Consider the following 14,268-nt stretch of genomic DNA (forward strand, 5'->3'; position numbering starts at 1 on the left):
TCCACGCCTCATATTAATGCGGCAAGGGTGAGTTTTTTTGTAATTTCTTCTCCAGGAGAGCTATTCGCTCTTCCTGCCTTATTGATTCGCCAACAACGGTAAATCTACCATAATCGATGTTCCTTGACCAAGGGCGCTGCTAACCGAAAACCGCCCGGCATGGAGTTGAATGATCTCTTTGCAGATCGCCAATCCCAGACCACTGCCGGAGAGCTTGGAGCGTCCCTTGAAAAACTTTTCTGTGACATGCGGCAGGTCTTCCGGGTTAATGCCTTCACCTGTATCCGTTACGGTGATAAGGAGCCTATCGCCTGACAAGGAAGCTGCGATGACGATCGAGCCGTTTTGTGGCGTGAATTTCAATGCGTTGTCTAATAGATTCACAAATACTTGCTTCAGACGATTCGGGTCTCCCATAACCATGAGTGGGGTAGGGGGAGTCTCCAGCTTTAACTCGATTTGTTTCGCATTGGCACGTACTGAAAATTGAAGGTGCAAATCATGGAGAAGATCCCGGACATCCATGCGTTCGCGAGACAATTTCATCTCACCAGATTGAAACTTCGAGAAATCGAGCAATTCCTCGACGAGCCCGATCAAACGATCTGTCTCCTTGGAGATGACTTCCAGACCAAGCAGCGTCTCTTCAGGCTCTTCCAGACCACCCGAAATGAGCGTTTCGCCCCATCCCTTAATCGACGTAAGTGGGGTACGCAACTCATGGGAGACAGAGGAGATGAAGTCATTTTTCAGCTTTTCGTTTTTCCCGATCTCCGCTGCCATGTAATTGAAAGTATCTGCGAGGGTTCCTACCTCATCATCGAATCGTTTTGGCGCCCGGACAGCAAAATTTCCTTCCGCCATTTGTTTGGCCGCATTCGTTAAATCTTCGATAGGGTCGACGATTCGTTTTGCCATGAGCAGGCTGAGAGCAAAAGCAAGGACGACTACGCCTGTCCCAACGCCAGCCCCGTACAAGGCAATGCGATTTACTGCTTGATAGAGCGGTTCAGCGGAGATCGTGTACCGCAGAACGCCAACAAATTCTCCACTGTACGTAAGCGGGTTGGACACCGCGATGACACGCTCCCGCGACTGTGGACTTTTCCCGATGTACAAACCACTTTGCCCTTTGATAGCATCCATGACGTCAGGTGTATTGATGATCTCGCTGGTCTGAAAGCCATAGGAGTTGAGAATGACTTTTCCTCCTGGGTCCAAGACCTCAATTTTGGCGTATTCCTGATTCGAAACATTCTCCAAAATGTAGCGTGCTTTGTCTTTTAACCGATAGCCAGTGGCGTACTTGTTAATAAAATTGGTGAAGGTCGTGCTGCGGGTCACTAAAGCTTCGGTCGCAGTCCCGATATAATACGTATGAACGGCCCAGTAAAACAGTCCTTCCAAGAGCAGTACGATCAGAAGGAGGATTAGGCCGAAATGAAGAACCAGCCTACTCTTAATGCCTTTCATCTGGGACGTCCTTTCGCCACAGGTAGCCATACCCCCAGACGGTCTCCAAGAAAGCTGGATGAGCCGGATCGTCCTCGATTTTTTGCCTTATTCGGCGGATATTCACATCAACAATTTTTAAGTCCCCGATAAAAAATTGACCCCAAACTGCTGTCAAAATCTCGTCCCGACTGATGGCTTTGTTCGCATTTTCAGCGAGTAATTTGATGATGGCAAATTCTTTTGGCGTGAGGTCAATTTCTTGATCCACCCGAATCAGCTTGCGTTCATCGAGCAACAGCGTGAAGGGGGCAATGTTAATTTCATTTTTGTCTTCAGCCTCAGGAATGGGTGTCAATCTCCGGTGCAACGCTTTGACACGGGCCAACAGTTCCGCAGGGCTAAACGGCTTGGAGACGTAATCGTCTGCTCCGAATTCGAGACCCATGACTTTGTCCAGCTCCTGGCTTTTGGCCGTCAACATAATGATCCCGAGGCGCGGATATTTTTTTCGCAGCTGCCCGCATACTTCGAAGCCATCAATGCCGGGGAGCATGACGTCGAGAATCGCAATGACGATGTCCGATTGTTGATCTGCGAGATCAAGTGCCTCTTCTCCGGTCCCAGCCTCAATTACCTCATAACCTTCGCGCTTGAGATTGATGCGCACAAAATCTCGGATGGATTTCTCATCTTCCAGTAATAGAACCTTCATAGGGCAAATCTCCTTGATAAGGATTTACTATTTCACTTTATTCCCGGTTCGTCATCGGTTTGTAGAGCTGACGAACCTCCTCTGCGGTAAGCTGCATTGATCGATATTCCGCGAGAGCAGCTTTTCCAAGGGTAGGTGTCGTTTGCGGTAAAATGGCGATCAAGACTTGTTTTCCCTCTTCCTTCAGCAAAATGTAGGGAACTTGCTTTTGCTTCAATCCGCTTTCAAATTTGATCCATTCGTTTTGTGGAATGCTTTGCAGCGTTAGTAATTCTGCCTTATTTTTTCCATTCGCACCGTAATAATGGAATCGGACTAGGAGTGGATTCGTATCATGGTTGATGGAGATGGTGTATTTTTCGCCCCATTTTGCCGGAATCTTGAGGTCAAAGCCTTGTGTGTAATTTTGATAATGATCTTCGATATGTTTCAAGCCCGTTTTCCCGTCCCATTGGAAGTAGGAGGAGACCCAAGGGATTTCTGCCATGGCTAAATCCTCTGTCCCAGCGGGTTGTATCTTCGTACCGATCTCGATGATGCCATCACCATTGATATCTTCACTTTCCAAAGAATACGGCTTGAAGGTCAGGTCCATCTCTCCTTCTATTTTTGCCAAAGGGTTGGACAGTTGTCCATTGTCCCAGAGGAGTAGTTCAGTGGAAGCAGAGTGAGCCCCTAATCCAGCATCAATAAATAGTCCGTTTCGGGTTGGCGATGCTTTTCCGATGATAGCCTGATAGTAACCATTCACATATCCGTCAAGGGCTATCTCCGTCTTTTTTGCGATTGTGCCGTTCCCTGCCCCATACAGCTCGGCTTTGGATGTGAAGTTATTTTTATCGAGAACAACGAGAGCGAGATCCGCGTGATCATCTCCTGTCAAATCGCCTACTGCCATAATGGAATAGGGCTGCTTCATCAATTCCTGGGTCATATTGTTCGCTAGCGAATAAACGGAGAGCTCCTTGTTCAAATCTTCGCCGCCCCCCATTCCAATCAGCATTTCCGGAATTTTGTCCCCAGTGAGATCTTGAAAGGAGACGTAATCCAATTCGCTGCCGACACCAGTAAAGGAGGAGAGCTTTTCCCAGTTTCCTTGCTTTTGGGTAAGCACAAGCACACCGATTTCATAATCGGTTTTTTCGGTTTTGTAAAAAGCGACGACCTCTGCAACCCCATCCCCGTTTAGATCCTGTAGGGAGACGGCACTGGCTTCTGCGGGATGAAGAGGAACAGATAATTGTGACCCAGCCGGCAAAAATTGCATGACGGCCTGATTGATCGATTTTTGATCGCCGTCTGCTGATGGGGCGCGCATCAATTCATTGGGTGTATCTGTGAGTCCGCAACCGCTAACAAGCGAGGCGCAGAGTGCTGTCGTTACGAGCCAAGCCTTTTTCATTTCAAATGTTCCTTTCTGTTGCTGCATCCATTTGACTATATTGTAGCTTGCCCATCCCGCAAAATTGTTGCAAAACGGTAAAAAAACCCGTTTTCGAGCTTTTCAAGAACAAGCGAACGTGTTCTAAGCTTCCTTATACAGGAAAAAAGTGCGAGAGAACAGGGCATATTTTACTAGCAACAATTGGCCTAGCAATTTCGTTTAAAAATGTAGGATAGGAGTTGGATGTTATCTATACGAAGGAGGAGAAAAGGATGAAAGCATGGCACAAAACGATGGCGGCAGTTCTTTGCAGCGGCGCAGTTCTCATGGCTTCGAGCGTTGGGGCTGACTCGGTTCAAGCGAACAGCACCCAATCGCAAGCGTACGCGCCGGTAGTCTTATTACAACCAGAGCAAAATATCCCGTTTATGATACAATTTGTCGATGGATTTGTGGCAAAAGTAACGAATACAAAGACAAAAGCGACGAGTACAGTAGATATATCGGACAATAAGGCTACGTACGTGAAGCAAGGAATTTATCATGCCAATGGAAAGCTGCAAAAGGCAACCAATGGATATACGCAAAAGCTGGTGGAGTTGGTACCATTCCGGGATGCGAAAGGCAATCTGAGTTACATGGGCAAGCAAACCTTGTATGGGCTGAATACGCAGGATCGCCTGGCGGTGGCGACCAGTGTGTGGAACGTCGTCAATAAACAGCCGCAGCTTTTACAGGTAACGGTTCAAAAAGCAGACTGGGACAATATGCCGTCACCAGATGTGACGATCAATAGTGGCTTCAGTATGGACAGCGATAGTACCTTTGTCCTTGATACGAAGTATGCAGACGTGACCGGAGACAACATCAAGGATCTTATTTTGCTTGTAGGCGATAAGATGGGCGTATCGATGAATCAGACGGCCCATAACCTGCGTGTCGTGGTTCGCGAAGGGAAGGATAATCAGCAGACGTTTATCTCTGTAGGTAAACGCGACAGTGGTATTCTTCCGAAGCTCGCTATCACGGATGGCAATGCCGATCAGGTAAAAGATATTCTCGTCACAATGCCGACTGCGACAGGTCATGTGTACAGTCAGCTTACGTGGAAAGAAAATCGCCCGCAGCCCGTGGTCGAGCAGGGGAAATTGAATGATCGTCAGGCGTACCAACCAGTCATTGGGGTTTATGGTGAAGCGGTTGGAATGAACAAGGCGAAAAAACAATAGTGGAGCAGACGTGGAGGAAATCAGTCAGAGTGAAATCTGGCTGATTTTCTTCAGTTTGTTAAATCGTAATAATTACGTTTTATATTGACTTTGGATATTTCGATACGTTATGATAACCAACAAATCGTAATTATTACGTTTTGAGAAAACCGAAAAGGAGAACCTAGCATGAACATGATCGAAAATAAAATCCCCGTCACAGTCCTGAGCGGGTACTTGGGAGCGGGCAAAACGACGCTACTGAACCATGTCCTGAACAATCGGGAAGGGCTAAGAGTCGCCGTAATCGTGAACGACTTGAGCGAAGTAAACGTAGACGCCTCTCTTATTCTCTCGGGCAGTGGTCTTTCACACGTGGACGAAAAGGTCGTGGAGCTGTCGAATGGCTGCATTTGCTGCACCTTGCGAGAGGATTTGCTGACGGAGGTAGAGCGTCTGGCTTTGGAAGGACGGTATGACTACATACTGATTGAATCGACGGGAGTAGGTGAGCCGGTTCCTGTCGCCCAGACTTTCACATACGTAGACGAAGAAAATGGCATCAATTTATCGGCGTTGTGCCGCTTGGACACGATGGTGACCGTAGTGGATGCATACCGCTTCTGGCATGACTTTTCGTCCGGGGAAAACCTTTTGGACAGAGGGCAGGCAGTTGGCGAAGAGGATACCCGTGAGGTCGCGGATCTTTTGATCGACCAGATTGAATTCTGTGATGTGTTGATTCTGAACAAATGCGATCGTGTCGCTCCAGATGATTTGATACAGCTGGAAGCCGTTCTGCGCAAGCTACAGCCAAATGCTCGCTTCATCCGCGCTGTTCGTGGGCAGGTAGACCCGCAAGAAATTTTGAATACCAATTTGTTCGACTTCGAGACTGCCAGTCAATCAGCGGGATGGATTGCTGAGCTGCAAAAGGAAGTGCATACACCTGAGACGGACGAGTACGGAATTTCCTCCTTCGTTTATCGCGGTCGCAGGCCGTTTCATCCAGCTCGTTTTGAAAAGTGGTTGGAGGATTGGCCAGAGGAGGTCGTGCGTGCTAAAGGGTTTTTCTGGTTGGCGACACGAAATGACGTGGCGATGTCACTCAGTCAGGCAGGGCCATCCATCGAAATCGGAACAGCTGGCTATTGGACAGCAGCGTTATCGGCAGAAGAGCAACAAGCCATTCTGGTAGAAGAGCCGGACTGGCAGCAAACATGGCATCCCGTACATGGGGATCGAACTACAGAGCTCGTCTTTATCGGTATTGATCTGAACCAGGAGCAAATCGTGAAGCATCTCGATGCATGTCTCCTGAACGATGAGGAATACGAGGCGGACTGGAGTAAGCTGCCCGACCCACTCCCGACAGCAGATGCTGTAATCGAGACGACAGTGTAACCACAAAAGAGGAGGCTGACATCCATGCGTGTGAACGTTACCCTGCAATGCACTGAAACAGGAGATCGCAACTATATCACATCCAAAAATAAGCGGAATCATCCCGAGCGATTGGAACTAAAAAAATACTCCCCGCGCCTAAAGCGCTATACCCTTCATAGGGAAACAAAGTGATTTCAAAAAATGTCTGAAGACCATAGGTACCGTGCCCAACACCTTATTATCAACCGGACATAAAATATATTTGTGTCTATCGAATGATGAATTCTTCCCGGATGCGCGATGCGTTAAGAGCGAGTATACGAGGAGGGTACTATTTGGAGAACGAAAACAAGCTGAAAGTGTTGGTCATGACGAATGAGTATCTGCCCAAAATAATCGGAGGGCTAGGGATCGTCGCTACTCACTTGTCTAGAGCATTGAGTAGGAATGATGTGGAGGTAACGGTTCTATGCACCGGAAAATCCAATCGATTGACGATATCAAAGCCGAACGAAAATTTGTGCATTCTTCGATTTCCAAAAGCTCCTCGTTACTTTAATCGCACAAAACAATCTTTCAAAGCGAAATCCGTCTTGTACGCGATGTCCAAAGCGGGATATGTCAAACCTGATATCATTCATGTGCATAGTACGGAATTTGCGGATACTTCCAAAATAGCCAAAGCCCGGTTCCATGTTCCAGTTGTCTATTCATGCCACTCTCTAGCCTCTCAAGGTATCTATTCGCCGTTTGGGAAAAACCAGACAAAATTGATTCAGAGTGCAAGTCAAATCATTGTGCCGAGCAGGTGGCTAATAGGTGCAACAAGGAGACGTTATCCTCGTACAACTATCCATAAATTTTCTGTTATCCCGCACGGTGTGAAACCGATAACCAAGCAGTCAAAATCTGCCCCGACTAAATTGCTGTACGTAGGTAGACTGATTCCTTCCAAAGGGATCGATGCCTTAATAAAAGCCATTGGCCTCCTGTCACGAGAACATAAACGGGTACATTTGACCATTGTAGGAAGCGGAAATGCCAGCTATCAAAGAAAACTCAAAGCCCTTACAAGACGAGTTGGCGTTACAAAGAGAATTCGCTGGGTCAAACAGAGCAAATACGGAGCCGTGCAACAGATGTACGCTTCTTACGGTGCCGTTATTGTTCCAAGTAAAAAAGAATCGTTTTGCTTGGTTGCATTGGAAGCGATGGCAAATGGTGTACCACTTATTTCGACCTTGTCGGGAGGATTAAAGGAATTTGTAAACGATCAAAATGCCCAAATTATTTCCACAGTCAATAGCACCAGGATAGCTCGAGCCGTTAAAGCATTTTGGAAAAATCCTGACCTAGCGGAAAATAGAGTACGCAATGCCCAGTCAACTGCCGCACGATATAATTGGTCTTCGATTGCGCTTCAATATCAATCATTGTTTACAAACCTGAACAAGGCGGAATGACAATGAGCAAACAAGCCATTACCGGTATAGCCAAACAGTTTGGGGTTCGGGTACGCCAACAAAAGAAAATTCGAGGAGGAATCTATCGGATTGTAACGCCAGGGGGCCGTTCGTTCAGCTTAAAGCGGATGCCAAAAGGAGTGGCTCGAATACAGTGGGTTGACCGGATGCTGATACAGGTCCGGCGGGAAGGATCGCTTTTGGCGTGGCGCAACCCCAAGATGCCAGAGGGCCGCAATACCTATCAACTCTCGAGAAAAGGAGAGGTTTTTGTACTAACTCCCTGGATTTTGGGGAGGAAACCCTCGCCGCGCAATTTAGCGGATATGAGGGGATGCGGTGCCGCGTTGGCACGTTTTCATGAGGCTGGACGTACAGCTCTCATTGGGAATTTTGCTTACAGTCAGATTGGGACATGGTACGCCACTTTACGTAACAGGCACCGATATATACAGAACAAGATGGCAAAAGCGAAGAGAAATGGCTTTAGCCTGCCTATTAACCGTTTTCTCAAAAAGCACCGGGTGGAAATCATGCGTTACTCCAGACAAGCGGAAGCATTATTGAATAGCAGCGAATATAACAATTGCCGTCGCAATCCGCGTAAACATGGAGTCCTATGTCATGGTGATGGGGGACCGAGCAATTTTATTCTCAATGATGAAGGTACCTACTTGATCGACTTTGAAACCTTGCATGTCGATCTGCGAGCTTATGATTTATATCGCATCATTTATAATTCATGCAAAGATTATCAATGGGATTTTTCCATTGCCAAAGCTATTCTGGATGGTTATCGTCAGGTTACCACACTAAACAAAAGCGAATATAAACTGATTTGTGCCTGGCTGCGATTTCCGTTCTCGACATTTTTAGTACTGTCCCCATTCAAAAGAATCCCGTTTACCATGAAGCGGTTACGATGGGCACTTGATTCAGAGAGGAGAATCGGCCCTTTTTTGCAGGAACTTGATGAGTACGCTGCCAGTCATAGCTCTTAAACAGGAGAGTGTTCGGTATGAAAATCGTCATCATCGCCCCCGAGCAAATCCCCGTCCCCCCCATTCTTGGGGGGTCCGTCGAGATTACGATTCTGGCGATTGCCAAGGAATTGAGTAAATGGCATTCGGTCTCGATTATCAGCAGAGCGCATCCTCGTTATCCGAAGTATTCTTTTATAGATGGGGTGCACATTTATCGCGTTCCTACCGGCAGTTCTGCGAAATATTTGACCCATGTGAAAAAAATCCTAATAAAACGCCGATTTGACGTTTTGCAAATCGATAATCGACCGGAGTTCGTTAGGCAGATTAAATCGATGTTTCCGAAAGCGACCGTATCCTTGTATCTTCACTCGCTGACTTTTGTCAATTCTCCCCATACCAGCCGGGCAGAGACCTTGGCCGGATTACGAAAAGCGGACTTGATTATCACCAACAGTTCATCGCTTGAAAGTCGGCTTTCTGCTCGTTTTCCTAGCATGTCGAGAAAAATCCGGGTTGCATGGCTTGGCGTCGATACATCTCGCTTTTCCCCTATTCAAAAAACCTCTCATCCCCGTGCCTTCACCTTATTGTTCGCGGGCAGGCTTATTCCACGTAAAGGCATTCCCGTATTGCTTCAAGCAGCTAAGCTTGTGAAAAGGCAGATAGCCCAACCTGTCAAAGTAATGATTGCAGGAGGATCACCAACAAGCAAATATGCAAGGCAATTGCAGTCGCTCTCTCGTAAATTTGGCGTACATGCCGAATTTCTAGGTACGGTCCCCCATCGTAGTATCCACCGCGTTTTTAGAAAAGCCGATCTGTTTATTTGTCCTTCGCAAAAACATGAATCGTTCGGCCTTGTTAACGTCGAAGCGATGTCCTCCGGATTGCCAGTCGTAGCCTCGAAAAACGGTGGCATAAAAGAAATCATTGAGCATGGCCGTTCTGGATTGCTGATCAAACAATATAAAAATCCGCAAGCCTTCGCCGATGCGATTTGTTCACTGATCATGAATAAGCCCCTGTATTTGAAAATGAAGCAAGAAGCTCGTGAAATTGCCTTGGAAAAGTTTAGTTGGAGTGCCACAGCTGCTAGACTTAACCAGATTTACGAGTCTGAAAAAGCTTTACAACAGGAGGAGCCCCAAAAAGGCAACCACAACTATACCTTCCACAAGTTAGGCCAATTTCTGGACACGATACGCGGTGGTCAAGTTCATGGTGGAGAAGTGGGATACAACCCCGAAATACGTGGCGTTAACATGATTGACGACCATTGCAACGTTGCCGATAGCCCTGACCATCAAGATTTGCCAGATCGGCACGGTACCCAGCCTGGCGTTCAGCCCGAGCGACGGCAAGAGGGGCCTGACAATGGGGAAGGTAATGAAGAGAGCGGCAGTCGATCTGGGTTGAGCTGTTTTAGCACTCGAGATTTCCAAAATCTTGCCGATCTGCGTACCGAAAATGATGACGAGTCCGATGGGAGTGACGATCCCGCCGAAGTCACTTTCGAGTTCTTCTCTGATATTGGGTATCAAAGGCTTGTCGATGCACTCATATACGGTCATCACAATGCTGATGAGGAGTAGTAGCACAATAATAAAGGAAGTGGCCGATCAGGATTTCAGGCTATAAATCCGCATAACTTGTTCGGCTGTCTGCTCCAAGAGCGAGGCAGCTTCGCGCATCGATTGATCCAGCGTCATCGGTTTGTTGGTGATGCTGATAACGGCAGAAACGCCTTTTTCATAAAGGGCGTCGATGCCATTTCCAATGGAACCAGCGAGGACGATGACGGGAATGCTGTATCGTTGTGCGACTTGGGCAACTCCACATGGCGTCTTTCCTTGGGCCGTCTGGAAGTCGACTTGTCCCTCACCTGTGATCACAAGATTGGCTTTGTCCATGGCTTCCGTGAGTCCGGTCGTCTCGATCACAATCTCAATTCCGGAACGCAACTGACCATTTAAAAAAGCGAGAAGGGCACCAGCGATACCACCCGCAGCACCTGTCCCAGGCAAATCGTGAATGGCGATGCCGCGGGTCTTTTCGATCAAGTCAGCGAAATGGCGCAAATGATCATCCAATTGCCGCACCATTTCCGGTGTGGCTCCTTTTTGTGGGCCGAAAACGTGAGAAGCGCCATTGGGTCCAACAAATGGATTGGTAACATCACACGCAATGACGAAGTGACAGTCAGCCAACCGCTTATCAACCTGTCCCGTATCAATATGGCTCAGTCGTGATAATTCACCACCTCCAAAAGAGAGTGGCTGATCGTCTTGATCGAGAAGCACATATCCGAGAGCTTGGAGCATGCCAGCGCCTCCGTCATTGGTAGCACTGCCACCCAGTCCCAGAATGAACTTGCGGCAGCCTTGATCCAGTCCGGCCGTAATCAATTGACCAAAGCCATAGGTCGTCGTGACAAGCGGGTTGCGATCTATGGCAGAAATCAAGTAAAGACCAGAGGCAGTAGCCATTTCGATCACACAGGTTACACCGTCACCCAAAATGCCGAATTCAGCAGAAATGTCCTGTCCGAGCGGGTTTTTTACGGTGGTGGTCAGTATTTTGCCATCTGTGGCATCGACCAGGCATTGCATGGTACCTTCACCGCCGTCAGCCATCGGTTTCACGATGAGCTCACTTTGCGGGATTGCGCGTTGAATCCCTGAGCGAATGGCTTCGCCTACTTGTTTGGCAGTTAGACTACCTTTAAAAGAGTCCGGAGCGATTACAATTTTCATGACGGTGTTCCTCCTATCAGGAAAGAGGGTATTTTTTCCATAATAAAAAAGACTGTCCCCCGCGTCTAGGCGAGAAACAGTCTTGGTTGTATTAGGCGTTCTTTTTCAAAGCCATTTCTTCTGGCTGTGCCGTTTTCGAGAAGAACCATTTCATCATTGGTGGAGTGACGATGGTGGTTAAGAGTACGACGACAATCAGGACGGCAAACATGTCTTGAGTGAGCAAATTGTTCTCCAGACCAATGGCGGCGATAATGAGTGCCACTTCCCCACGGGATACCATCGCTGCACCAATGGCCATCGAGTTTTTCCACGGGAAGCCTGTGATTTTTGCACCAAAAGCACCACCGATGAGCTTGGAAACAACCGCGATAACGCTCAGGAGCACAATCAGTCCGAGGTTTTCCAAGATGCCAGAGAACTGTGCCGTTACTCCGATCGAGGTGAAGAAGACTGGTACGAAAACCGCGTAGCTGATGGTCTCGACCTTGTGCGTCACTTCTTGCTTGTAATTGGTCAAGCTGATGGCAACACCGGCGATGTAGGAACCGATGATCGCGGCCACCCCTGTATATTCAGCAAAATAAGCGAACAGGAAACAGATAATGAGTGCTGCGGAAATAACCGATTCTGTAACCTGCAACGGAGCGAATTTTTTCAAAATCCACGGGACAACCTTCCAGGAGAGAACGATGACGATGGCAAAAAACGCGACCTTTTTCAAAACCACCATGCCGAGATTTACGTCGCCGCCAGCAAAGCTCATCAAGAAAGCGAGCGCCAAGATGACCAAAACGTCATCAATAACAGCGGCTCCCATGATCGTTGCGCCTTCTCTTGACTTTAACTTGCCCAATTCCTTCAACGTTTGTACGGAAATACTCACGCTGGTAGCAGAGAGCAACAGGCCCAGGAAGATCGATTCGATGTTGGAGAGACCAATCGCAATCCCGGCACCATAACCGAGTGCAAGGGGCATGACAATCCCAGCGACCCCTACGCTGGTTGAAGACTTGGCGGTGCGTTTGAACTCATCAATATCGGTCTCCAAGCCCGCGATAAACATGAGCAGGATAACCCCGATTTGGCTAATTTCCTTGAGGATTTCTGTGTCTGTGACCAGCCCGAGAACGGTAGGGCCTAAAACGATACCGATGAGCAGTTTCCCCAAAACGGATGGCTGTCCCAGCCGCACGCTGATGTCACCAGCGATTTTGGAGGCGATCAAAATGACAGCCAGCTGAAAAATAAGCATGTGGTTTCCCCCTTTTTACGAAATAAAAAAGAGCCCGCGATCACAGAGTTCTTTTTGTCGGCTAAAAAAAGACAAAAAGAACCCTATGATGACAGGCTCCTCCAGTAACGAATCAAATATTCACTTACAATACACAAATATTTTAACATACGGGGTAGAAAAAGTAAACACTTGGTGACAAATGCTCCGCAGCGTGTGAAAATAGGGCAAAAATCGGAGGAGGAGCAGGCATGGCGAAAATCAGCAAAGAGAATGCAGAGCATTATCATTGGGGCGATCAATGCGATGGCTGGCATCTGGTCAAAGGCCAAGAGCTCAGCGTCATTCATGAGCGGATGCCCGGAAATACCGCAGAAGTGCGCCACTATCACGAGCGGTCGCGTCAGTTTTTCTTCGTGCTATCAGGACAGGCTATGCTGGAAGTGGATGGCGTTCGTCATGTGTTGGGCAGGCAGGAAGGGGTAGAAGTGCCTCCAGGAGTCAAACATCAGATGAAAAACGAGGGAGCAGAGGATGTGGAGTTTCTTGTGATCTCACAGCCGACAACAAGAGGAGACCGCATCCAAGCAGATTAAAGAAAGCCTGACCGTCAAAAGAAGCGGTCAGGCTTTTATTTGCGTCAAGCTTATTTGAAATTGGTGAAATCGGACATTTGTGCGAAGATATCTGCCAATGCGTGCATTCCTTCGAATGTTTGATAAGCGAAAATAGGCAGACCCACAACAAACAACAAAGCTTCTCCGATATATTTGGCGATCATATGATCAACCTCCTTTTGGATATTCGTTACGCTACGCGATCCAAAACAAAGGAATCATATGTATCCATTTCGCCGTCTGTATGCTGTATGCGCCTGAATAAGCGAAGGCGCTGCGGTTGCCTTGCCGCCATAGGATAAGTTTCAACCAACAACGTGTTAATGGAAGGTCGGTACGTATCTGTGACGTTCTGATGTAGAGCCCGGTTTTGCAGGCAACACTGTCTGAGACAAAAAGCAGAAGTGAAGCATCCTACAAAAAGCGCGACCAAGGCGAAGAAATCCTCCAGCGAAAACAGCAGCAATAGCATATCTTCCATGGCGACTCTCCTCCCTTCGTATTCATCATTCTACTTTTGTTCACAAAATCGTGCAACCCCGAAAAATCATGAGAACGGATACATTGCCAAACCTCCAATTATTTCAATTTGTTAATCGATAGGTTGACACGGTAGTTCCCAAAAGGAAGCAGGGCATCTAAAAAATGATTGAGAGCCTCTTGATCTGGAACATGTACCACCATGGTATAGCAGCCTTCTCCGCTGATGCGGTGCGCCTCGACGATCTCGCTGCGACTTTTGATAAAACGAGTGAAGAGAGAATGATCAGTAGTGGTCATGAACATGGTAACCAGAGCAGTGAGGACTGGGGCGATTTTGGCTTCATCAATGAGTGTTGTATAGCCTTGAATAATGCCTTGCTCCTCCATTCGTCTAATGCGGTTTCCGACGGCTTGACCGCTTAGATGGACCTGTTCGCCAATGTCCTTCCACTGCAATCGGCTGTTTTTGCGTAGCAAGGCAAGGATGGAGAGATCAATTTGGTCTAGCATGTGTATCTCCTTTCACGGCGAAAGTCGGTAGCCAACAATCGTTTCGCGGCAACCGTTCAGGACCTTATACAATAAAT

At 47.7% G+C, this 14,268-nt stretch carries 15 protein-coding genes; 7 read left to right on the top strand and 8 right to left on the bottom strand.

The window, feature by feature from the left end:
* Positions 1-78 precede the first annotated feature (78 nt).
* Genes PMI05_RS21320 through PMI05_RS21330 form a run of 3 tightly spaced genes read right to left on the bottom strand, consistent with a single transcriptional unit; the run spans position 79 to position 3,569 of the window.
* Complete coding sequence (locus tag PMI05_RS21320; protein ID WP_007726133.1) at positions 79-1,473, bottom strand: ATP-binding protein; 1,395 nt, start codon at positions 1,471-1,473, stop codon at positions 79-81.
* Positions 1,460-2,167 (bottom strand): response regulator transcription factor, encoded by a 708-nt coding sequence (locus PMI05_RS21325; RefSeq protein ID WP_007726135.1) that lies wholly within the window; start codon positions 2,165-2,167, stop codon positions 1,460-1,462. Before PMI05_RS21325 ends, PMI05_RS21320 begins: the two co-directional genes overlap by 14 nt.
* 37 nt (positions 2,168-2,204) lie before the next feature.
* On the bottom strand, positions 2,205-3,569 hold the full coding sequence (locus PMI05_RS21330) for a hypothetical protein (protein WP_007726136.1): 1,365 nt from the start codon (positions 3,567-3,569) through the stop codon (positions 2,205-2,207).
* A 254-nt stretch (positions 3,570-3,823) separates the two neighbouring features.
* On the opposite strand from PMI05_RS21330, the gene PMI05_RS21335 reads away from it, so the two are divergent.
* The 6 genes from PMI05_RS21335 to PMI05_RS21360 all read left to right on the top strand — a co-directional run bounded on the left by PMI05_RS21335 (position 3,824) and on the right by PMI05_RS21360 (position 10,186).
* Positions 3,824-4,780 (top strand): hypothetical protein, encoded by a 957-nt coding sequence (locus PMI05_RS21335; RefSeq protein ID WP_007726137.1) that lies wholly within the window; start codon positions 3,824-3,826, stop codon positions 4,778-4,780.
* 168 nt (positions 4,781-4,948) lie between these two features.
* Positions 4,949-6,163: a GTP-binding protein gene (locus PMI05_RS21340; RefSeq protein ID WP_007726138.1), complete on the top strand. Its 1,215-nt coding sequence runs from the start codon at positions 4,949-4,951 to the stop codon at positions 6,161-6,163.
* Between the two features lie 24 nt (positions 6,164-6,187).
* Entirely contained in the window at positions 6,188-6,337 is a 150-nt protein-coding gene (gene rpmG, locus PMI05_RS21345) for a 50S ribosomal protein L33 (RefSeq protein WP_007726139.1), read from the top strand.
* Between the two features lie 143 nt (positions 6,338-6,480).
* Complete coding sequence (locus tag PMI05_RS21350; protein ID WP_007726142.1) at positions 6,481-7,608, top strand: glycosyltransferase family 4 protein; 1,128 nt, start codon at positions 6,481-6,483, stop codon at positions 7,606-7,608.
* 2 nt (positions 7,609-7,610) lie between these two features.
* The gene (locus PMI05_RS21355) at positions 7,611-8,609 is read left to right on the top strand and encodes a phosphotransferase (RefSeq protein WP_007726144.1); all 999 of its coding nucleotides are present in this window, start codon (positions 7,611-7,613) and stop codon (positions 8,607-8,609) included.
* Between the two features lie 17 nt (positions 8,610-8,626).
* Positions 8,627-10,186: a glycosyltransferase family 4 protein gene (locus PMI05_RS21360; RefSeq protein ID WP_007726147.1), complete on the top strand. Its 1,560-nt coding sequence runs from the start codon at positions 8,627-8,629 to the stop codon at positions 10,184-10,186.
* 27 nt (positions 10,187-10,213) lie between these two features.
* On the opposite strand, the gene PMI05_RS21365 is transcribed toward PMI05_RS21360, so the two are convergent.
* Both PMI05_RS21365 and PMI05_RS21370 read right to left on the bottom strand, forming a co-directional pair.
* Entirely contained in the window at positions 10,214-11,347 is a 1,134-nt protein-coding gene (locus PMI05_RS21365; protein ID WP_007726148.1) for a glycerate kinase, read from the bottom strand.
* Positions 11,348-11,438: 91 nt separating this feature from the next.
* Positions 11,439-12,602: a cation:proton antiporter gene (locus tag PMI05_RS21370; RefSeq protein ID WP_007726150.1), complete on the bottom strand. Its 1,164-nt coding sequence runs from the start codon at positions 12,600-12,602 to the stop codon at positions 11,439-11,441.
* A gap of 230 nt (positions 12,603-12,832) precedes the next feature.
* Between PMI05_RS21370 and PMI05_RS21375 the strand changes: the two genes are divergently transcribed.
* Entirely contained in the window at positions 12,833-13,177 is a 345-nt protein-coding gene (locus PMI05_RS21375; protein ID WP_007726152.1) for a cupin domain-containing protein, read from the top strand.
* A 50-nt stretch (positions 13,178-13,227) separates the two neighbouring features.
* On the opposite strand, the gene PMI05_RS31660 is transcribed toward PMI05_RS21375, so the two are convergent.
* The 3 genes from PMI05_RS31660 to PMI05_RS21385 all read right to left on the bottom strand — a co-directional run bounded on the left by PMI05_RS31660 (position 13,228) and on the right by PMI05_RS21385 (position 14,191).
* Positions 13,228-13,362, bottom strand: a complete 135-nt coding sequence (locus PMI05_RS31660) for a hypothetical protein (RefSeq protein ID WP_007726154.1) — start codon at positions 13,360-13,362, stop codon at positions 13,228-13,230.
* A gap of 26 nt (positions 13,363-13,388) precedes the next feature.
* Positions 13,389-13,679, bottom strand: a complete 291-nt coding sequence (locus tag PMI05_RS21380; RefSeq protein ID WP_007726156.1) for a hypothetical protein — start codon at positions 13,677-13,679, stop codon at positions 13,389-13,391.
* Positions 13,680-13,777: 98 nt separating this feature from the next.
* Positions 13,778-14,191, bottom strand: a complete 414-nt coding sequence (locus PMI05_RS21385) for an Lrp/AsnC family transcriptional regulator (protein ID WP_007726158.1) — start codon at positions 14,189-14,191, stop codon at positions 13,778-13,780.
* Between the last annotated feature and the right edge of the window lie 77 nt (positions 14,192-14,268).

Origin of the sequence: Brevibacillus sp. BC25 (genome assembly GCF_000282075.1) — a bacterium.
Taxonomy (GTDB): Bacteria; Bacillota; Bacilli; order Brevibacillales; family Brevibacillaceae; genus Brevibacillus.

Bases quoted from the DNA above. Each gene is read 5' to 3' on its own strand.
- PMI05_RS21320 (WP_007726133.1), bottom strand. From the start codon at position 1,473: ATGAAAGGCATTAAGAGTAGGCTGGTTCTTCATTTCGGCCTAATCCTC.
- PMI05_RS21325 (WP_007726135.1), bottom strand. From the start codon at position 2,167: ATGAAGGTTCTATTACTGGAAGATGAGAAATCCATCCGAGATTTTGTG.
- PMI05_RS21330 (WP_007726136.1), bottom strand. From the start codon at position 3,569: ATGAAAAAGGCTTGGCTCGTAACGACAGCACTCTGCGCCTCGCTTGTT.
- PMI05_RS21335 (WP_007726137.1), top strand. From the start codon at position 3,824: ATGAAAGCATGGCACAAAACGATGGCGGCAGTTCTTTGCAGCGGCGCA.
- PMI05_RS21340 (WP_007726138.1), top strand. From the start codon at position 4,949: ATGAACATGATCGAAAATAAAATCCCCGTCACAGTCCTGAGCGGGTAC.
- rpmG (WP_007726139.1), top strand. From the start codon at position 6,188: ATGCGTGTGAACGTTACCCTGCAATGCACTGAAACAGGAGATCGCAAC.
- PMI05_RS21355 (WP_007726144.1), top strand. From the start codon at position 7,611: ATGAGCAAACAAGCCATTACCGGTATAGCCAAACAGTTTGGGGTTCGG.
- PMI05_RS21360 (WP_007726147.1), top strand. From the start codon at position 8,627: ATGAAAATCGTCATCATCGCCCCCGAGCAAATCCCCGTCCCCCCCATT.
- PMI05_RS21365 (WP_007726148.1), bottom strand. From the start codon at position 11,347: ATGAAAATTGTAATCGCTCCGGACTCTTTTAAAGGTAGTCTAACTGCC.
- PMI05_RS21370 (WP_007726150.1), bottom strand. From the start codon at position 12,602: ATGCTTATTTTTCAGCTGGCTGTCATTTTGATCGCCTCCAAAATCGCT.
- PMI05_RS21375 (WP_007726152.1), top strand. From the start codon at position 12,833: ATGGCGAAAATCAGCAAAGAGAATGCAGAGCATTATCATTGGGGCGAT.
- PMI05_RS31660 (WP_007726154.1), bottom strand. From the start codon at position 13,362: ATGATCGCCAAATATATCGGAGAAGCTTTGTTGTTTGTTGTGGGTCTG.
- PMI05_RS21380 (WP_007726156.1), bottom strand. From the start codon at position 13,679: ATGGAAGATATGCTATTGCTGCTGTTTTCGCTGGAGGATTTCTTCGCC.
- PMI05_RS21385 (WP_007726158.1), bottom strand. From the start codon at position 14,191: ATGCTAGACCAAATTGATCTCTCCATCCTTGCCTTGCTACGCAAAAAC.